This is a genomic window from Kitasatospora sp. NPDC059599 (assembly GCF_042735125.1).
Taxonomy (GTDB): domain Bacteria; phylum Actinomycetota; class Actinomycetes; order Streptomycetales; family Streptomycetaceae; genus Kitasatospora.
This window is the reverse complement of the sequence record NZ_JBHWCL010000005.1, coordinates 115,999-134,742: the sequence shown is the minus strand read 5'-3', so window position 1 is coordinate 134,742 and position 18,744 is coordinate 115,999. Positions and strand designations below refer to the sequence as shown.

The 18,744-nt window shown below is 68.4% G+C and carries 14 protein-coding genes and 2 pseudogenes; 9 read left to right on the top strand and 7 right to left on the bottom strand.

The genetic code is table 11. The features are described from left to right. The first annotated feature begins 707 nt into the window (after positions 1–707). A complete protein-coding gene (locus ACFV04_RS03430; RefSeq protein WP_380526551.1) occupies positions 708–3,248 on the top strand; it encodes a Helicase associated domain protein in 2,541 nt (846 codons plus the stop codon). 257 nt (positions 3,249–3,505) lie between these two features. Here ACFV04_RS03430 and ACFV04_RS03425 read toward each other — a convergent pair whose 3' ends face one another. Continuing rightward, on the bottom strand, positions 3,506–4,516 hold the full coding sequence (locus ACFV04_RS03425; RefSeq protein WP_380526549.1) for a hypothetical protein: 1,011 nt from the start codon (positions 4,514–4,516) through the stop codon (positions 3,506–3,508). A gap of 499 nt (positions 4,517–5,015) precedes the next feature. Next, positions 5,016–5,159, bottom strand: a complete 144-nt coding sequence (locus tag ACFV04_RS03420; protein WP_380526547.1) for a hypothetical protein — start codon at positions 5,157–5,159, stop codon at positions 5,016–5,018. A gap of 577 nt (positions 5,160–5,736) precedes the next feature. On the opposite strand from ACFV04_RS03420, the gene ACFV04_RS03415 reads away from it, so the two are divergent. From ACFV04_RS03415 to ACFV04_RS03405, 3 genes and pseudogenes are all read left to right on the top strand, one after another. Further along, complete coding sequence (locus tag ACFV04_RS03415) at positions 5,737–6,390, top strand: nucleoside deaminase (protein WP_181799580.1); 654 nt, start codon at positions 5,737–5,739, stop codon at positions 6,388–6,390. Between the two features lie 537 nt (positions 6,391–6,927). Beyond that, positions 6,928–7,599 (top strand): deaminase, encoded by a 672-nt coding sequence (locus ACFV04_RS03410; RefSeq protein ID WP_380526545.1) that lies wholly within the window; start codon positions 6,928–6,930, stop codon positions 7,597–7,599. Positions 7,600–7,836: 237 nt separating this feature from the next. After that, positions 7,837–7,995: pseudogene (locus tag ACFV04_RS03405) on the top strand (IS5/IS1182 family transposase); the annotation flags it as partial. A gap of 393 nt (positions 7,996–8,388) precedes the next feature. Here ACFV04_RS03405 and ACFV04_RS03400 read toward each other — a convergent pair. Further along, positions 8,389–8,901, bottom strand: a complete 513-nt coding sequence (locus tag ACFV04_RS03400; RefSeq protein ID WP_380526543.1) for a hypothetical protein — start codon at positions 8,899–8,901, stop codon at positions 8,389–8,391. A gap of 190 nt (positions 8,902–9,091) precedes the next feature. On the opposite strand from ACFV04_RS03400, the gene ACFV04_RS03395 reads away from it, so the two are divergent. Then, positions 9,092–9,430, top strand: a complete 339-nt coding sequence (locus ACFV04_RS03395; protein WP_380526541.1) for a hypothetical protein — start codon at positions 9,092–9,094, stop codon at positions 9,428–9,430. A 46-nt stretch (positions 9,431–9,476) separates the two neighbouring features. Here ACFV04_RS03395 and ACFV04_RS03390 read toward each other — a convergent pair. Continuing rightward, positions 9,477–10,315, bottom strand: a pseudogene (locus ACFV04_RS03390) (IS5 family transposase). A gap of 311 nt (positions 10,316–10,626) precedes the next feature. Here ACFV04_RS03390 and ACFV04_RS03385 point away from each other — a divergent pair. After that, positions 10,627–11,103 carry a hypothetical protein gene (locus ACFV04_RS03385; protein ID WP_380526539.1) on the top strand — a complete coding sequence of 159 codons (477 nt, stop codon included), beginning with the start codon at positions 10,627–10,629 and terminating at the stop codon, positions 11,101–11,103. 16 nt (positions 11,104–11,119) lie between these two features. On the opposite strand, the gene ACFV04_RS03380 is transcribed toward ACFV04_RS03385, so the two are convergent. After that, on the bottom strand, positions 11,120–11,974 hold the full coding sequence (locus ACFV04_RS03380; protein WP_380526537.1) for an IS5 family transposase: 855 nt from the start codon (positions 11,972–11,974) through the stop codon (positions 11,120–11,122). Positions 11,975–12,873: 899 nt separating this feature from the next. On the opposite strand from ACFV04_RS03380, the gene ACFV04_RS03375 reads away from it, so the two are divergent. Beyond that, positions 12,874–13,302 carry a hypothetical protein gene (locus ACFV04_RS03375; RefSeq protein ID WP_380526535.1) on the top strand — a complete coding sequence of 143 codons (429 nt, stop codon included), beginning with the start codon at positions 12,874–12,876 and terminating at the stop codon, positions 13,300–13,302. 705 nt (positions 13,303–14,007) lie between these two features. Continuing rightward, positions 14,008–14,370 (top strand): hypothetical protein, encoded by a 363-nt coding sequence (locus ACFV04_RS03370; protein WP_380526534.1) that lies wholly within the window; start codon positions 14,008–14,010, stop codon positions 14,368–14,370. Positions 14,371–14,446: 76 nt separating this feature from the next. Here the strand turns inward: ACFV04_RS03370 and ACFV04_RS03365 are convergent, their stop codons facing one another. Then, positions 14,447–15,040, bottom strand: coding sequence for a hypothetical protein (locus tag ACFV04_RS03365; RefSeq protein WP_380526532.1), 594 nt, complete (start codon positions 15,038–15,040; stop codon positions 14,447–14,449). A 1,203-nt stretch (positions 15,041–16,243) separates the two neighbouring features. On the opposite strand from ACFV04_RS03365, the gene ACFV04_RS03360 reads away from it, so the two are divergent. Then, positions 16,244–16,816 carry a hypothetical protein gene (locus ACFV04_RS03360; protein ID WP_380526530.1) on the top strand — a complete coding sequence of 191 codons (573 nt, stop codon included), beginning with the start codon at positions 16,244–16,246 and terminating at the stop codon, positions 16,814–16,816. A gap of 774 nt (positions 16,817–17,590) precedes the next feature. On the opposite strand, the gene ACFV04_RS03355 is transcribed toward ACFV04_RS03360, so the two are convergent. After that, positions 17,591–18,100, bottom strand: coding sequence for a hypothetical protein (locus tag ACFV04_RS03355; protein ID WP_380526528.1), 510 nt, complete (start codon positions 18,098–18,100; stop codon positions 17,591–17,593). Positions 18,101–18,744: the final 644 nt, after the last annotated feature.

The window sequence follows — 18,744 nt, the reverse complement described above, 5'->3', positions numbered from 1 at the left end:
CGCGTGCAGCTGCCCTCCTGGAGAGTCGCCCTCCTGGAGAGTCGCCCTCTGACGAGCTGCCCTCGCCGAGAACGGTCGGACCGCGGAGCGGGTCCCTACGGGCCTTCGGCCCTGCGGTTCGCCGGGCGCTTCGCGCCCGGCGCCCAACGCTTCGCGTTGGGCGGGACCCGCTCCGCGTGTCCGCACCCGGGCTTCGCCCGGGTGGGCCCGGCGCTTCGCGCTCGGGCCGGCACCACTCCGCTTCGCTCCATGGTGCGGGTGGGCTGATGCTCGTTCACAAGGTTGAACTGGATTTTCGGCTGAACTTACGACGGGCTGACTGGGGGAAGGGCGGGCGCCGGGGGTGCGTGCGGGTCGGCTTCACTCCCACTGGATTGGTCTAGACCGTGGTCCAGGCCATGCTTTCGGCTCCACCCAGCGGACGGGGTGCGCTACCCTGACGGGACGAGCAACGGTCTCTGATGTATCAGTCTTATGGTGTCGTACGATCCCGCCGAAAGTGGGGTCCGGATCCGCCTCTTTCGAGTATTCGGCGGATTCCTTGGCCGTGGACTGATATCCTGCCGGAAAGTCGCTTCTATCGGGCTTGTATTCCGGTTGTCTGGATTCCTTGGCCGGGCTCGTTGAATGTATCAGTAGGGCGCTGTCAGCGTTTCCCGCGTGGTCCCTGGTGTGGGCTCGGGGATGGGTGAGGGAGACACGTTTTCGTGGACGTCGTGAAGCCCGGCCTGATGGCCGCTCAGGCAGCCGCCGGCATCTCGCTGCGCGGGCACCAGGAGGAGGCGTTGGAGGCCATCGTGCGGGGCTTGACGCCCCGTCCGGGACACCCGGCCCCGAACGGCCTGCGGGTGACGGTGCAGATGGCCACCGGGTCCGGGAAGTCGTACGTCGGAGCTGCGGCCGGCCAGAAGCTGGTGCCCCGCGGCGTGGTCCTGGTGGTCGTGCCGACGCTGGATCTGCTGGTGCAGATGATCGGCTCGTGGCAGGCCGCCGGCCGTTCCGGGGACATGCACGCGGTCTGCTCCCTCGTAGATTCCGAGCTGCCGTTCGGCGTAATGGCGACCACCAGCCCGCTGATGATCGGCATGTGGCTGTCCCAGGCGGCCAAGCACCGCCGGCCGACCACCGTCTTCGCCACCTACACCTCGGTCGGGGCCGTCGCCGATGCCTACGAGTACTGGGCCGCGAGCAAGGGCGAGCTGCTGCCCCCGCTCGGGCTGATGGTCTGCGACGAGGCGCATCGCTCCTCCGGCAGTGTCGAGAAGACCTGGACCGTGGTGCACCACCAGACCGCCATCCCGGCGGAGCGCCGGCTCTACATGACGGCGACGCCGCGGATCTGGGCACCGCCCAAGCGCCCCGTGAAGGGCCGCGAGGAGGCCTATCAGCCATTGCCGGAGGAGCTGGCGGTGTCCATGGACGACGTCCGGGTCTACGGGCCGCACGTGTACTCCCTGGGCCTGGCCGAAGCCATCGACCGCAAGCTGCTCGCGCCGTTCGAGATCGTGGTCCTGGAGCTGCGCGACCCGCTCGGCGACCGCCAGGGGGCCGAACGGCAGGGCGTGCCCTGGGGACCGGGCGTCGGCGAGGCCCAGGACGGCAGCGAGGACGACGTGCCAGCCGCGCACATCGCGGCCATCCAGGCCGGACTCGTCAAGACCATGGTCGAGCGCGGCCTGGAGCGCTGCATCACCTTCCACAACCGCACCATCGAGGCCCGCTACTTCGCCGAGACGATGAACCAGACCGTCGAGAAGCTTCACATCGATAACCCCCGGAAGTACCCGGAGGAATTCTGGGTCCAGTGGCTCTCCGGTGAGCACGACGTGGACTTCCGGAAAGAGGTCATCGCCGATTTCGGGAGCAGCGGTGAGAGCGACGGTCTGAGGCACCGGGTCGCCGCTCAATGCAAGGTGCTCGGCGAAGGGGTCGATATCCCAGACACAGATTCTGTTCTCCTGCAGGGCCGGGGAAGCATGGTGGATATCGTCCAGGCCATCGGCCGGGCCCTGCGGATGAAGCCCGGCGAAGGGAAGACGGCGTCGCTGATCGTGCCGGTATTCCTGAAGCCCGGGGAGGAACCCGGGGATATCCTGAAGTCGGATTCCTATGGTCCGCTTGTTCGAATTTTGACCGCTTTTAGGTCTCACGACGCACGTGTGGTGGAGGCACTGGCAGTGCCGCAGAAGTCCGGCAAGCGTACCAAGGGGCGCAGCGCTGAGGCTGCTGTTGGTCCTGGTGAGAGCGGTGTGGGTGCGGGTGGGTCGGGGGCGTTCACGCTGCCGGTGCGGTTCCAGACGCCGGTGGACGAGAACGTGCTCGCGCTGTTCATCGCCTCGCGGGTGCTGGTCGGGGAGACGCAGCTGTGGCGTGAGGGGATTGGTCACGCGCGGCGGTGGTTCGAGGAGACCGGCGGGCTTGACGTTCCTTATTCCGCGATGGTCGGGGAGAACGGAAACTACCCGCTTGGAAAGTGGCTGTCGGACCGGCGGGCTGAGAATGCGAATGGTGAACTGGCGTCATACCGGGTGGAGATGCTGGACGCGCTCGGGATGATCTGGTCGGTGTCGGATGCGCGGTTCGAGGCGGGGTTGGACTGGGCGCGGGTCTGGGCGAAAGGCCACGGCGGCTCTTTGGCGGCGCCGGCACGGGCCTCGGTCAGCGGGTACGCCATCGGCACCTGGCTCTCCGAGCTGCGGGCCGCCGCCCAGATCCCGGCTGGCGAGCAGGGCGCGCTGTCGCCGGAGCGGCGGGCCGCGCTGGAGGAGGTCGACCCTTGGTGGTGCCCGGCCTGGCCGATCACCTGGCAGCGCGCCTACGCCACCGCCCGGCAGTGGTGGCTGGCCTGCGACGGCCGGGTCGACTGGGCGCAGCTGCCGGTGGACACAGTGTTCGAGGGCGAACAGCTCGGCCGGTGGGTGAAGGCAGAGCGGGCCGACTGGCCGGGGCTGGAGGAGGAGCAGCGGGACCTGCTGGCGGCGATCGGGATCGAGGCCGATGCCGAGCTGGTGGCGGCGAAGGCCGCAGCGGAGGCCAAGCCGAAGGTGTCCCGCACGGACCGGTTCGCGCTTGGGATTGCCGCGCTCGCGGCGTTCGTCGAGCGGGAAGGCCACGCCCGGGTCCCGCGCACCCACAAGACCGATGAGGGGCTGTCCCTGGGCACCTGGCTGAACAACCAGAAGGCCCGCCGGGACAAACTGTCGGCCGAGCAGCTCGGGCAGTTGGAGGCCCTTGGGGTCGGCTGGTAGGGATGTCCCGGCTGGGGCCCGCTGGGCCTGGGGGACCGAGAACGGATAAGGGTGGGGAAGGGGCGAGGACGGGGCCCCACAGGCCGGGGAAGGGCCGGAAGAGGACTTCCACCGGCCCGGCCGGCACCCCGTCGAACGGCCCTCAGTGCAGACCCCAGCCTGGCCCCGGCACCACAGGGCGGTGGTGCCGGGACCGGGCGAGGTGCTGTCCGGGCAGTCCGGACGGCACGGTTCAAAAAGCGCGCCCTGGGGCCGGGTCAGCGTTCCTGGCCTGGCTCCTGTCCCGGGAACCGGCGCGTCGGCGAGGACGGCGCCGCCGGGGCCGGACGCGGGCCGCCGCGCGAGGCACGTTCAGCGGCCTCATTGCGCCGTTCTCCTGGCGTCATCGCCTCACGCGCGGCCTGCTCCGCACGCAGGCCGGTGATACGGGGCCGCAGCCGGGCACCGGTCGTCCGGAATCCCTCGGACGCCGCCCCAGCCTGGCGGATACGCCGGTCGTTGTCCGCGATGGCATGCGCCAGCACGGCTTCCCGGGTCCCGCCCAGCTCCTCCCAGCGGGACAAGGCCCGCTCACGGCCGGCGGGATCTCCGGCGAGCGCCTCATGGCGGGACCGGCGGGTGACGGCATCGTCAAGCCGCTGCTGCAGCGTCTCCAGTTCCCCGCCGAGGAAGCGGTGCCGCTGCTCGGCCTGTTCCCGGTCCGCTCCGCGCAAGGCCGGACGTCCCAGACGCCCTGTGGCCGCAAGTGCCTCCTCCAGGCCCCCGAACTCGGTCAGCGCCGTCGCACGGCCGGACTCCAGAGCACGAACCTCCGCAGTAGCCTTGTCCAGAGCAGCGATCGCCTGGACCCGGTCATGCAGTGCGTCCACGCGCTGCTCGACCAGCCCACCAGGGCGCGCTGCTGCCCGCAACGACTCGGCTGTATCGGCCGCGTTCCGGGCCTCCTGCTGAGCGGTCCTGGCAGACAGCAGAGTCTGCTGCAACGCCTGACGCAACTCGGTGTCACCAAGCCTGCCGTGATGCCGTTCACGCCACGACACAACCGGCGGCGCCGAAGCCTCGGCCGACGAATCCGGGACCGAGACGCCGCTCTCCTCGACGGACGAAACGGGTGACGCCTCAGCCTCAGCCGGCGAGACCGGTGCTGTTGCCTCGGCAGAGGAAGCCGGGACCGGCGCCGGCGTCGCCTCGGCCGGCGAAGCCTCGGCGGTGCGCAAAACCGCCCCGGACACACTCCCGGACACGTCCTCAGCCGCGGTCTGGGACACGCGCTCCACGGCAGTCTCGGGCGCGTTCCCGGGTGCCGGACGGGTCGACTGCCAGGCCGCCACAGCGGCCGTCGCGGCGTCGTAGTCCGCACGCTGCACCGCCTCGGCAGGCCGCTCACCAAGGCGCATCGGTATGCCGCGCGTGGAGCGACGGGATGCGGCGGGCTGCGGTTCAAGTCGCCGTTGCGGGGGCTACTCGACCCACGGCCTGCGGGGCTGTGCTCCTCCTGGCCGAGGTGCTCGGTCATCTCTACATGCGGGGCCGTACGCCCCACGTGACCTCCGGCTCGCCCTTGCCGGGACTACCCGGAGGCGTCGGCGCGGTATGTCAGCCGCCTGACGGTCCCGTCCGGCAGCGTCTTCCGCCGGTTGGACGACCGGCTTCTGCGTCCTGTCAGCTGTGGCGTCCGGCTGGCTGGATGACCGAGGCCGGGCCGCGGATCGGCCTGTCATATCGAGGATGTGCACGATCCTCCGCTTACGCTCTGTCGCTGGGGTGTCAGGTGGTCTGGAAGGAGCGTTTGGCGAAGCCGAGGAGGTAGCCGTCGATGGCGGTGGTGACGGGCCGTTCGGGGTCGCCGCCGGCGCCGAGGGTGATGAACAGCGGGGTGTAGTGGTCGGGGGTGGGGTGGGCGTGGGGCATGCCGGGTGCGCGGTCGCGCCAGGCGGCGAGTTCCTCGACGTCGCCGCGGGCGAGGGCGTCGGCGGCCGGGTCTGTAAAAAGAACGGTGTAACTCCCGATCAAGGAAGTAGCACCTAATGACAGACGTGACCGACTCGGTCGAGGCCGTGGAGGCCGTGCGGCCGGTGGAGTTGCAGCCGGCGAGCCAGGCGGCCTGACTGTCGTGGAGGTCGAGGCTTCACCGCCTGCAGCTCAGTCTCTGCATGTCACAGAGGCCGATCGAGGACGACAACTGCCATACACGGCCCGGGTGTGTTCATGACCGCGCCGACCCCACCCGAACGAGTGGAACCCGGGCGCGACACTTAAGTCGCACTACTGAACCACCGATACGTTGAGTTAAGCAGGCCAAGGCCCGCCAAATCGGACGCGACCCGGCGTGGGTGGAGGATCGAGAGGGGATGATCGTGGAATACCGTGATCTCGTCGTCGAAGGCGGCAAGCGCTACGCGAAGTCGGATGCAATGGGGCTTGCAGCATGCCCGGGAGTACCCGCACCCGCACCGAAGCCTTTCGGGCTAAATGGGTCAGATATCCGATGACGACGTCGATGCCACACTCGGTCGATCGCCGCCAGGCGCTGCGTCAGGGCGCCTTCTTCATTGCTGCTGTTGGGGCGCTGTCGCTCTCGGGTGAGGCACGTGCAGACGCGCAGGCCTCACCCATCCAGCAGTGCACACCGCCCACGAAGCTGCCGCTCCAGCCCGAGTTCCCCACCTCGCCGCCCGACGCATTGCCGGAGCCCGTGCGCAGGAACCTCGAGACAGCAATGCGCGCAGCGATCAAAGTGGTGTCGCCGGCACCGCGGTTCCGCGGATTCGGCGCCGTACTGGTCAACGTGGATGATGGTCGGATCGTCGCGGAGGCGAAGGGGGGCGACGGCCCCGGAACGAATCATGCGGAGCTCAATGTGCTCCGGAACTTCGGCCTCTTGCACCCCGATGGGGAGGCTCTGCATAAGACTGTTTTGGTGACGACGGCCGAGCCATGCCCTATGTGCGCGACGTGTGCCATCTTCTCGCGGGTGGCCGGCGTGGCGTACGGAACCTCGCTCGAGTTCCTCATCGGACATCCACCCACCCGCATGCCGATCCGGATCTCGATGCCTCAGGTCGTCGCGACGGGCCCCCTGCCGAACATGCCGGTGGTCGGGGGCGTGCTCCACGAAGAGACGGATCCGCTCTTTATGTGACCTTGCACCGGGCGCGCCCTGACCGACATCGGGGGCTGGCGGTGTCACTGAAGGATCTTCCGGACGGGCCTCCGGCTCGATCGAGAAGCCCGACGCGCCGCCCGCTGCATCGAAGTCGAGGTCCGGAGAGCGTCTTCTTCCCGGATTGGACAAACCTTTATCCGCACCACTTGGTTGACCGTTACGTGCCACTCGTCGTGGCACGTTCGTTGCACGACAGCCAGCCACAGATGAGTGCCTCAGGATCGAGTCCGGACTTGCGCCCCGCACCCCAGCATGGCGGGCATCGGGGCCGTGCCTGACCCCTGCAACGTCTTCCCGTTCTCCGGGCGTCCGAGCGATGGGGATGCAGAAAGGCTTAAAGGCTTTACTTCAGGCATCAGTCATAGTCGAGAATCGAGAGGGGATGATCATGGAATACCGTGATCTCGTCGTCGAGGGCGGCAAGCGCTGCGCGAAGTCGGATGCAATGGGACTTGCGGCATGTTCGGGAGCACCCACACCGCAGTCTTTTGGTCTATTTGGGTCAGATGTCCGATGACGACGTCGCTGCCACACTCGGTCGATCGCCGCCAGGCGCTGCGTCAAGGCGCGCTCTTCATTAGTGCCGTTGGGGCGCTGTCGCTCTCGGGTGAGGCGCGCGCAGACGCGCAGGCCTCACCCATCCAGCAGTGCACACCGCCCACGAAGCTGCCGCTCCAGCCCGAGTTCCCCACCTCGCCGCCCGACGCATTGCCGGAGCCCGTGCGCAGGAACCTCGACACAGCAATGCGCGCAGCGATCGACGTTGCGAAGGGGGCGGCTCATTCATTCGGCTACGGCGCCGTACTTGTCGACGTGGGCAATGGTGAGATCGTCTGGAGGGCGGCGAATACCGGCGGCGCCGACCCGTCGGCACATGCGGAGCTCAATGCGCTCCGGGGGTACAGCATCAACAAAGGCAGCTTTACTGCCGCCTCCACGACCGTCTTGGTGACGACGGCCGAGCCATGCCCTATGTGCGCGACGTGTGCTGTCTTTGCGCGCGTGGCCGGCGTGGCCTACGGGACCTCGCTTGAGTTCCTTATGGCACAACCAGGCAACACGGTGCCAAGGATCTCAATGCCTCAGGTCGTCGCGACGTTGCCGCCAGGGGATCCCAGGACCAGGATGCCGGTGGTCGGGGGCGTGCTCCACGAAGAGACGGATCCGCTCTTCAGCAGGAAGTAGCCTTTCACTGATCGACGCCCTCGCCGGTGTCCGGGTTGGGGCAACCTCAATGCCCGGAATCGACCCGGCACCGCGCGGGAGATATCGTCGCTCCGTTGACTCCTTACGCTGCTGCCCGTGGGCGTATAACGCGTGAGCAGGAGCACTCGGTGCTTCGAAGAGAAGTCGTGCCGGCCGAGGGCATTTGAGGCGCTGGTCGCAGAGCCCGCAAAGCGAGGTGTCGGCACTCCGCTGTACCGACGATGGCTCCGGTCCCGCGGCATCACCCCGCGCATCGCCCGCCGCGGGATCGAGACCTCCGAGCGCCTGGGACGCCACCGCTGGACCGTCGAGCGCACCGTCGCCTGGCTCGCCGGATGCCGGCGTCTCCACCGCCGATACGAACGCAAGGCCGAACACCTCCTCGACCAGCTGCCCGCCTCCGATCAGGATCCGCTGCTGGTCGACATCGTCGCGGCCCTCACCCCGACCGACCCTCTCCGAGCCGAACAACTGGCCCGCCGAATCACCGACGACACCATGCGCAAAAGCGCTCTGGTGAGGATCACGCTCTCAGTCGCCGAGAACGTCCAAGGTCACACCGGTGCGGTTGGAGCCACGTGAAACGACGAGCTGACGAGGGACGGCGCCCGAGGAGGGCCACCGACGGCGCGGGCGGCGGCCGGAGCACGGTGCTGCGGGTGCCGGCCCGTGCCGAACCCGGCCTGCGTCCCACGTGTCGGTGATCCGACGGTAGGCATCGGCAACGGGCCCCGGTCAGTGTCGGGACCACTGCAGTGGACACCACGACTAGGCGGAGCGCAGAGCTGATCCCGGACGGGTGCGTTCCTCGGCGAACCACTGGGCAACGCCTTCCAGCGGTTCCAGCACCGGCCTTCCCGCGAAGGCATCGTTGTACGCCTGACGGCCCTTCGGCGAGGCGTACTTCGGTTCCTCTGGCGGTAGCTGGTCTCCAGGGAGCCACAGGATCGAGACGGGCTGGATGGTGACCGGCAAGGTGATGGGCATGGTCAGCCCGCCGGTGGCACGTACCGTCAACGGCAGGGCGTGGGTTGTACGGTTGCGCAGCGACTGCAGGCCGCGGATCACCTGCCCTGTCGGCTGCTGGCGCGCTGCTGCGTACGCGGTGTCGGCGTTGGCCAACTGCTCGTCCAGGGTGCGGGCCCAGTAGGCGGTCTCCATCACGGGCACGGTGACGGCGTACAGGTTGGTGGTCTCGTCGAGAGTCCTGGCGAGGCGGACGCGGGCCTGGGTGAAGCCGTCGAGGGCTATGCCGACCAGGCCGATGGCGGGGGAGGTCATGCGTTTCACGCTAGGGCTCCCGGCGGATCGCGGGTACAGGTTTTTCCAGCGACGGTCAAAGCGCCCGCTGTCGAACGCAAGCGGCAAGCGCGCCCGAAGCACGGCCAAACGAGTCAAGGCGTCCCTGCGGCACGCCTACGAACGGGCGCTGGTTACGGGTACCGGAGGCACAGGCCGGTACGTGTACGACATGACCACTTGTCGCCGTCCATGGCGCCGCGCCGCGACCGTCCTGTTCGCCCTGTCCGCCGCCCTCGCGCCAGCCGTCGCCTCGCCCGCGCACGCCGCCCTCGCCCCGGCTGCGGCTGCGGCTGCGGCTGCGCACCGCGCGCTGCCCGAGCCGCCGCCGCTCTCCGTCGCCCGTGACGAACTGGCCGACCTGCCGGTCGCCGAGCCCCACTCCATGGAGGGCTACAGCCGCGCGAAGTTCCCGCACTGGGCCACCCAGTACGGCCAGTGCGACACGCGCGTTATCTGCACTCTTGGTCCCGGAGACTCGCAGGAAGCCGGTGGCAGAACAGAAATGTAGCCGAAGGTTGCCGCCTGACTGGGCGTTTCGTCCCTGGTTTCGGGGGTCAGATTCCGCGCCAGGTCGGGGTGGATTCTCCGGTGAGTCGGCGGGTCATGAGGCCGATCATCGCGACGTGGACCATGGCTTCGGAGCGGGCGGGTAGGGCCTCGTAGTCGCGGGCCAGTCGTCGGTGGTTCATCAACCAGCCGAAGGTCCGCTCGACGACCCAGCGACGGGGCTGGACGACGAATCCCCTGATCGCGGGGTCGCGGCGGACGATCTCGACGTCGATGCCCAGGGTGGCGCCGTGTTCGACGACGGCATTCTTGTAGCCCATGTCGGCCCAGGCCTTGCGTACGGTGGGGTGCTCGGCCGTCACCCGGGTCAGGAGCTGACGGCCGGCGGCGTTGTCCTGGACGCTTGCGGCGGTGACCAGCACGACGAGCAGGAGGCCGATCGTGTCGGTGACGATGTTGCGTTTCCTGCCCACGATCCGCTTCCCGACATCGGGGCCCTGGGTCGAGGCGGGGACGTTCGTGGAGGTCTTCACGCTCTGCGAGTCGACGATGCAGGCCGTGGGCTCCGGATCGCGGCCTTCTGTGGCGCGGACCAGGCGTCGTAGAAGGCCGTTGAGCTGTGCGAACACGCCGTCGCGCTGCCATTTGGCGAAGTAGGCGTAGACGGTTTCCCAGGGTGGGTAGTCGTGCGGGAGGTAGCGCCAGGGGATGCCGGTGCGGTCGACGTAGAGGATCGCGTCGAGGAGGTCGCGCAGGTCGTGTTCGGGCGGCCGGCCGAAGGCAAGGGCTCGTGCGGTGCGTGCCTGGCGCCAGGCGGTCAGGGTCGGCTCGATCAGGCCCAGCGGGCGTCGGACAGGTCGCTCGGATACGGTCGACGAACCGTCATGATGACGGCATACTGCGGGATCGTCGTCTTGGCCATGGTCCGCGCATCTGCGCGGACAGATGCCATCGAGGCCGGCCTTTTGGAATGAGACAGGACGGAGTGCGCATCTTCGGCGGGCTTTCGTGGGCAGGTGCCACGCCGGTCACTTCTGCCTCGGGAGTCGCGCCAAGGGCTCCGACCGGACGGCTCGAAAACCCGCATCAACCAGCGCTTTCATGGGTGAAACGCCCAGTGAGACTGCGTTTGAGATCTGCGATGAGCCGGGTTGGGCGTGCATCCGTTCTGTCGTGGTCGGCGCGTAGGGTGCGGCCATGACTGTGCCTGATCTGGTTCTCATTCGGCATGAGCCGGACTACCGAACGTCCACCATCGGGCAGTGGGACGGCGGCCAGTTCTTCGCCCACGTCAGCGGTGTCTTCGCAGGCCGGGACGGCGATGGCCGGGTTCTGCGGCGGTGGTACTCCGTGCTGCACGAGTTCGACGCTGCCGGTCAACACCTGGGCTCCCGTATCAGGTCGGCGGGAACGGTCGCCGACGGGCCGGCGAGGGAACCGATGGTGGAAGCCGCGCAGGGACTCATGGCCGAGTGGCTGGACTCGCTGCCCGGCCGGCGGTTCGCCAACATCGCGATTGCCCCGTTCTGCGTGGAGGTAGACGGCACGCTATTCGGCCTGGTCCGTGAGTGCCACGGGGAGTATCCAGAGGGGGAGGAGCGGGACGACTGGGCCGAGTTCTACCCGAACCGGCTCGGCTTCAACGCACCGTGGGACGGCTCGTACGACACCTGAGAAATGGAGGGCGCCGTCAGCCAGTAACGCGTGAGAGCGGCTGCGGACCTCGGCGGGTTGCCGGGAGACGTCGGGTGAGTCGGCGGACCATGATGCCGATCATCGCCCAGCGGATCATGCTTTCGGAGTGGGCCGGTTTGGTCTCGTAGTCGCGGGCGAGGCGCCGGTGGGCGGTGAGCCACGAGAAGGTGCGCTCGACCGCCCACCGCTTGGGCTGGACCTGGAAGCCGCGCTGGTCAGGGCTCTTCCGGGCGATCTCCAGGTCGCGGCCGAGGATCTGCGCGGTCCACTCGACCAGGCGGCCGGCGAAGCCCTGGTCGGCCCAGACCTTCTCGACGCCGGGGTGATCGAGCCTGGTCCACAGCAGGGGCCGTTTCGCGCCGTCACGGTCCTGGATGCTCGCCGCGACGACGTGGACGGCCAGGAGCAGGCCGAGGGTGTCGGTGACGATGAACCTCTTGCGGCCCTTGACCTTCTTGCCAGCGTCGAAACCCCTGGTCGTGGTGGGGACGGTGTCGGCGGTGCGGACGGACTGCGAGTCGATCAGCCCGGCGCTCGGCTCCGCGTCGGGGCCGTCGGCTTCACGGACCTTGCCGCGCACGGCGTCGTGGATGCGCTCGACGGTGCCGTCGTCGTGCCACCAGGTGAAGTACCAGTACACCGTCGGCCAAAGCGCGAAGTCCTTCGGCAACTGCCGCCAGGCACACCCCGTCCGCACCACGTAGAAGATCGCATCAACGATCCGCCGCCGCGGATGCTTCTCCCGCCGGCCACCCTTCGGACCCACCCGCGCCGGCGGCAGCAACGGCTCCACCAGCACCCACTGCTCATCCGTCAGGTCAGACGGATACCCACCCCCACCACCGCTCACACAGGCCTCAACGACCGCTGCAGCCCCAGGACACGGCAGATCTCAAACACAGTCTCAGCAATTCCTGTCAGATCCAGGGTCCGGCCTGGGGCATTTCAAGGGGAGAACTTTTCTGTGAGCATGGAGACTTCCTGGCAGAAGATCAGGAGCACGCGGAGATCACGCTTCGCCACGGCCAGGTAGAGACACTGGAGATTACTGAAGATTCGGGCTGATCTGCGCCGGTTTCGCGAGGTGGCTCGTCGGCGTTCTATGACCTGCACGCAATCGGACTGTGATCTGGATCACCTGATGGGGTGTCAGAATGGACTCTCCCGACGACAGCTAGCGAGGAGAGCGCATGACTGGATCTTCCGGAGCTTCACCTGATGGACCTGGCACCGGCGGTGCAAAGGGCCAGGGCAGCAACGGCGCTAGGAGGTCTGGCAGCCGGGGTCAGCGACCTGGAGCCCAGCGGCGAAGCGGTACGCGAGCAACCGGCCCGGCACCACGGCCGGAATCCAGCTCCTCTCAAGCGGCTGATGGCGGGCGTATCCGGGTCGGGGCATCGCCCCAGGGGGGGGTTCCAAGCTGACGTTCCAAACCAGCCGGAGACGCGTACGTGGGCGCTGAAGCTCGCTGGCGTGATTGGGTTCGTGGTGATCACGGCTGCTGCCATCAAGGGCCTGCCAGCCATCCTCAACGCGTGGTCTGAGCACAAGCCATCCTCCACTGCGCAGGCCCCGCCGCCAGCCACGACTGGTGGCTCCCCAAGCGTGGCTGGAGCGCCTGACAAGCCGTCTTCCGCTGCGTCCTCGTCTCCGGAGCACGCAAGTTCGCCCCCGCCGCCGGCCGCTGCGTCACCCGCTGGGGTTCAGTCGCCTCCTCGGCCTCAGCCCACGGAGGAACCAGCTCGGCCGATGAAGCTGGCCCCGCCACCGTGCGGGGTGTATTTGAGCCTCCGCATCGATTTTGACTCTGATCGGCTGGTACAGCGTATTGATACGGATTCGCAGACTCTAAACAGTGCTGAGGAAAAGGCCTTCGATGTCATCTACGAGGGCTGTTTCACTGGACATATGACAACGGCCAGCGGACGGGTCGGGGGTGTCCTTCGAAAGGGCTCTCCAGCCACGCTGGAGGCGTGCCGGTCAGCCGCGAACGGCGGTGGCCTTGAAAGCATTAGCTGGGACAGTGGGAGAGCACTAGCAGATCTTGGAATCGAACCCGGCGCTGCGCTGTGTTTCATCACAGACCAGAACCGGGTGGCGTTGGCAAAGATCAACAGCATGACCAAGGTAAACGGCAGTATCCCTGCCGTTGATTTCACTGTGACTAGCTGGCACTGACCTCGGTAGGAGACCTCCCGTGCGTCGGGTCAGAGCTCTGGGCCCTCCCCGTTGTCTCTCCTCCACTTGGGCCACCGCTCGGCGTGGAGGAGCCGGACGGCCCACCAAGGGTCGTCGTCCGTGGGCGGGCCGTGCTTGGCCGCGCGCTTGAGGACGCGTGCGGTGGGCAGGTCGAGCAGGATCGCCCGGCGCTTGGCTCGGCGGCGCTCTGTGTGGCAGGCCGGGCATTCCAGGCGGTCCGGTTCGGCCGGCTCGCGGCGGGAGTCGTGAGCGCCGCCGAGCGGGCCCGCGGCAGGTGTAGCAGGGGTGCATGGCGTCGTTGTGGGCGCGGGCAGCGAGCAGCTGCTCGCGCTGCTCGACGGCGGCCGCTTCCTCGCGGGCCTGCTGCTCGGCCTGGAGGTCGTCTTCTTGCTGTTGCTTGCGAGTGTTGCGGCGCTGGTGGATCAGGTCCAAGAGGGGCTCTCGTGCACGGCCTGGCGTTGTGTCGGGGCAGGGTTGCGCCGGCCGGGCTGCGGGTGGTCGTCCCTGCCCCGGAACCCAGCAAGCTCACTTGATGGGCGGACATGCCCGCTGGCTCGCGGCCTTGGCTACTTGACAGACCTGGCGCCTCTTCCTGAGGCGGGGTATCCCCCCAGCCGGAGCCCCTGCAAAGTAGGGGCTCTACACCGTACGATGCCCTTCCGCGAGCTCGTGGGGGGATGAGTCGTGAGCGACGAGAGCAACAACGAAGGCAGCTTCGAGAAGAAGGTGACGATCTGGCTCGGCATCGCGGCGTCAGTAATCGGAGTTCTGGGATTCTTTGGCATTTCCAGCTGGAACGATCTCCGAAATGCTGTCAATCCAGCCGACATTGCATGCCATCAGGCTCTAGACGCCGTAAACGATGCCAATAAGAGCAAATTGGCGCCAGCAGAACGGCATCAGATCCTCTACCAGCAGCTCTTGAAGGCTGCGGAGGCTACAGAAGATCTCACGCTGCAGAGGCTGATCGAAGCATACGCCGAGAAGGGGGGCCAGGAAGAGCTGGATGGCTGGTGGGAATACTGCAAGAAGGAGGGGGTTCTCTAATTCTTCAAGCCACTTAATTCAAGTGACCAGTCCCCATCGCTCGCATGTTCAGACCTGTTTCATTTCAAGATGTTTCTCAGGTTTTCTCACCCTTGGTTTCTTTCGGCTTTCTCGGGCCAAAAACTGTGCGGAGGAAGGAGGCGTTCTCGGCGATCTGGACGCGCTCGCTGTGGGCCTGGGCGGCTGCGGTGATCTGCTGGGCCGCTTCGGTCTGCGCGGCCTGGTCGGCCTTCTGCTGGCAGAAGCGGCAGAGCTTCTCGCCGTCGGAGGCGTAGCGGGGGTTCTTGTACTTGTCAGCGGTGCGGTGGCAGTGGGGGCAGGCGGTGGCAAGGAGTTCGCGTTCCTTGCGGCGGCGTTCGGCGTCGGCCTGGTCGGCCTGCTGCTGGACGCGCCGGGCGTTCTGGTGCTGGGCGTGCGCCTCGGGTCCGTCGAGGGCGGCGTGGAGGGGCTGGATGGGGCCGTCGCAGCCGGCACGGCGCCAGACGGCTGCGAGGGGGCCGCGTTCGATCAGCATCTCCAGGTTGGTGAACAGGATCGGGATGGCTTCGCTGCGGTCGTAGTAGCCGTCGCCGAGGTGGCGGCCTTGCCAGTGGCGGCGGGTCATCTCGGTGAGGGCGACTACGCGCTGGCGCATGGCGCGCTCGCCGAGGTGGCCGAGGACGATGGCCACGGGTGGGTAGCCGGGGCGGCCGGTGGCGGGGTAGGTGCGGCGCCAGTGCGGCTCGGTCTTCTTCCACTCCAGGTAGCCGATGGTGCCGCGGGAGTGGGGGTTGGGCAGGGGGTGGCGGCGGAGCTGGCGCCGGCCTTGCGGGCGATGCCGCCCATGTCCCGGCCGTTAGGGAACAGCGCGTTCGCCGCGTCGCGGCCGGCAGTGGTCATCCCCCAGATGTCCCGACCGTCCTCGCCGGTGCGGTGCTTGACGGTAAGTCGCTTCTTCTCCAGGTCGTTCAGCGTGGCGCGGGCGAACTTGTTCTCCAGGGCGTTCGGGCGCAGCAGTCGCCAGAGCTGGTGGCCGGTGAGGATCTTCAGGACGGCGATGGCGCGCTGGACGTCGGCGCGGACCTTGTTGTTGGAGCCGTCCGGGTTGGTCTTGGAGGCCTTGCGGACGCGTTTTGCGCGGGGCGGGGACGGCGGCCGGGCCGTCGGGGTGGTCGGGTGTGTCCGGGTCGGGCTGGCGGCTGCTCACGGCGTTCCCTCTGTCTGCGGTGCGGCTGCTGACTGCTGACTGCTGACTGCTCTGCATACCGCACGGCGCCGACAAGTCGATCACGCCCGCCCCGGCCCGCCCGCAGCACCGGCACTCCAGGCCGGCCGCCCGGCCACCGCCCAGCCCGCCGGCCCGGCCGCCCCGCAGCAACCGAAACGCCTGACTGCCCGGCCGCGGCGCGAGCCCCAGGCACCGCCCCTGGGGGCCGGGGCACGGGGGTTGGGCGAAGGGTCGGAGTGGCCCAGAGCGAGACCCCGATGGAGCCGCGCTAGGCGACAGAGGGTAGTCGGCGTTTCCGGGCGGCCTGAACAAAAGGTCTGACCTGCGATGATGCACCGTCAAGGTGGGGGATGACCGGAAGCGGTATCGGAAGCATGCCGAGGGCCCGGGACAACCCAGGACAGGGGATGTGGGGGGGGAGTCTGACCGGCCTTCGAGCGGTCGTCCCGGGAGTGGGCGGCGCTGGTCCGGTAGTACTCCCGGCGGTTGTCACGGCTGGCGCCCGTCTGGTCGCCCGATGCGCGGCGGGACGCGGTGTTGTGTCGGCCGGGTGGGGGACGGTTTCATAGCGGTTCTGCAGGGCGGGCTATGTGGGGGGCGTAGATGCTGGCGAGGGAGTATGGATACCGGGTGTCACCACGGTCGGCGGCCGACATGACTCCCGAGGTGCAGCAGCGCCTGTACCAAGCCGCCGAGCAGCGGGTGGCGGCACTCCGCAAGTCCCCAGGGCGGACGGGCTGGTTTGTCGGCATATGCGGTGCGCTGGGATGGCTGATAGACAACCCACCTGCAGGAATGTTCCCGGCGGGTCTTGCGGTCGGCCTCCTTGCATACGGAATCGCGTGGCTGGGGACCCAGGCCGGTCTCAGGAAACCACAGCCCTGGCGGGAGATATTGGGAGCCCATCCCTGGCAGGTGTGGCCGTGCCGCATGGAACAGGCCCCGGGTGAGACGGGCAAGCGGCTCCTGCTGCTCGCCCCGGATGGCGCTGTGGCGGCGGCTTTCCGGGGTGAGGTACCGGATCAGGTCTGGCGGGGGATGACGGATGGCCGGGGCATCGTATGGATCGCCGGTGATCTCCGTTTTGACGGCTTCGCCGCGCTTCCCGGCGGAGACCCGTGCTGGTACATCCAACCCGTCCCGACGGTGTCTGGGGGCAACGGCGGGTTGTCGGAAGAGATCCAGCAGCAACTGGTGCGTACTGCCATGACCTTTGCCTTCGACCAGTGGATCAATTGATCCGTGACGGGCTAATCCACGAGGGCCTGGGCGAGGTGGCGCGCGGACTCCGGAGCGGCGGCAGGGGTGCGGACGTGGCGCAGCGCGGCGATGGTGTCGACGGCTTGCTCGGCGGGCCGCTGGGGCGGGCTGCGGGGCGTCCGGGCGGGCCGGTGGGTCCGGGACGGCGGCCGGGCCCGTCCAGGGCGGCTGCTGGCGGCCCTGGAGGCGTTGGGGGTGCTGGGGGCCGAGGGCTCGGGCGGCGCCGGGGCCGAGGGCGCGCCGGGCGGACGACGGGTTGCTTACGGGGCGTTCAACGAGTCCGGTCCGGCCCGGTGGCGGGCGGCGGCCCTGGACGACGCGGCCGGCACCGCCGGACGCACCACAACCGACAGCCCCCGGCAGGGCCGAAGCCCTGCCGTCCGGACCGTCACCCAAACCGCACCCACCACACCACCAGCAACCAGGGAGAGGGACAGACAGAGGGGGTTTTCTGAATTTCCGGCACCCCGAAAACCGGCTCTGAACTGCTGAAACGTCGGATCGGCGTGGGAAGGGGCGGGGTACCTGCGGTGGTACCTGCGCGAGCACCTGCGGTGGCATCTGCGGGAGAACCTGCGGTGCTGCCTACGTGGAACCTGGCGCGTCGCGGACGTGGCACCTTTCGGAGTGGCCGAGGAACGGCACAGGGGTGCCTTGACGGCCCGTCGGCGCCGGGATCGACCTCGGGACTGTCCCCCGGCGGGAGGGCTGCTGCGCGGCTTCTGCGGCCTCGCACGGGTGCCGGCGGCTTGCTCAGGGGGTCGCGGCGGCGTCGCCCTGTGATTGGGCACTGACTTCGCGCTGGCGGCGGTGGAAGTAGGCCTGCACCTCGCGGGCGGCTGGCTCCGGGACGTTGTGGAGCAGAGGCTGCTGGAAGCGGGGGTCGGTGAGGTAGGTGCCGCCGTAGATGGCGGCCCAGTGCGGTTGGCCGGCGATGCCGCGTTCGATCCAGCCCGCGGCGAGCTTGTGGATGCAGACGTAGTAGACGTCCGGGTGTCCGGGCCAGCCGGCGAGGGTCCAGCCGGGTCCGAGGTCGTCGGTGAGGTCGATGGTGGTGGTGGCTGGGCCGAAGCGGTCGCGGGGGATCGGCGGTACGGGCACCGGGCGCTGGGTGCGGGCGGGCAAGGGGATGGTGGCCGGCAGGTCAGCCGGAGTTTCGTGGCGGGTCGTCACGAAAGCGGGCCGGTCGGGGTCGGTCAGCGTGACCGGGATCCGTTCGGCGGCCTCGCGGGCCTCCCGGACGGCCAGGGCTGCCGGGGCCAAGGGCCTCGCGGCGGGCGGCGGTGGCCTGGTCGAGGAGGCGCTTGGTGAAGACGGGCACGAGGCGGCGCAGCGTGGTGAGTGCCTGGGGCGGGGTGCGGAAGTGCGTAGCGCGGCGGCCGGATGTGCGGAGCCGTCGTCCGGCGTACGGTCGGAGGGAACACGTCGTGCGCACATTCGCGATGAGAGCGGCCGCTTCCCACCCTGTTGGCGTCGTTGCCGCTAATCGCGGGGTCTCCCTGTCCGGTGGGGTCGGCGTGGATCCCCGTTGGCCATTCGTCCGACAGATCCGCCATATAGCAATCTGTCACAAGTTTAAAGCGCTTGATGGGAAAGTTTCGTGGAAAGAATATGGATGCCGAGATACGTGGTCGACGTCACGAGCAGCAGTGGGTCATCAACGGTCTCATTCCCGCAGCTTCTTGATTTGGCAACCCGGGAGGACGCGTCCGTCCCTGACGTCTGGCTGGCGGGTAAGGACGGGACGCTTTGGCGTTACGGCGGCGGGTCTTTCCCTCCTCGATTTGCAGGCCAAGAGCCTGGCCCCGGCAGTGTCACCGGATTAGCCGTAGCGCTCGACGACGGACTGTGGGTCGTAACGGACCAGAGGGCCCTCTGGCGACGTGGAACGGACGGGAAGTGGAGCA

Excerpts from the sequence above, each read along its gene's own strand:
- ACFV04_RS03420 (WP_380526547.1), bottom strand. The coding sequence starts at position 5,159 with ATGCCCCACGCCCACCCCACCCCCGACCACTACACCCCGCTGTTCATC.
- ACFV04_RS03415 (WP_181799580.1), top strand. The coding sequence starts at position 5,737 with ATGACGACGTCGATGCCACACTCGGTCGATCGCCGCCAGGCGCTGCGT.
- ACFV04_RS03410 (WP_380526545.1), top strand. The coding sequence starts at position 6,928 with ATGACGACGTCGCTGCCACACTCGGTCGATCGCCGCCAGGCGCTGCGT.
- ACFV04_RS03400 (WP_380526543.1), bottom strand. The coding sequence starts at position 8,901 with ATGACCTCCCCCGCCATCGGCCTGGTCGGCATAGCCCTCGACGGCTTC.
- ACFV04_RS03395 (WP_380526541.1), top strand. The coding sequence starts at position 9,092 with ATGACCACTTGTCGCCGTCCATGGCGCCGCGCCGCGACCGTCCTGTTC.
- ACFV04_RS03385 (WP_380526539.1), top strand. The coding sequence starts at position 10,627 with ATGACTGTGCCTGATCTGGTTCTCATTCGGCATGAGCCGGACTACCGA.
- ACFV04_RS03375 (WP_380526535.1), top strand. The coding sequence starts at position 12,874 with ATGAAGCTGGCCCCGCCACCGTGCGGGGTGTATTTGAGCCTCCGCATC.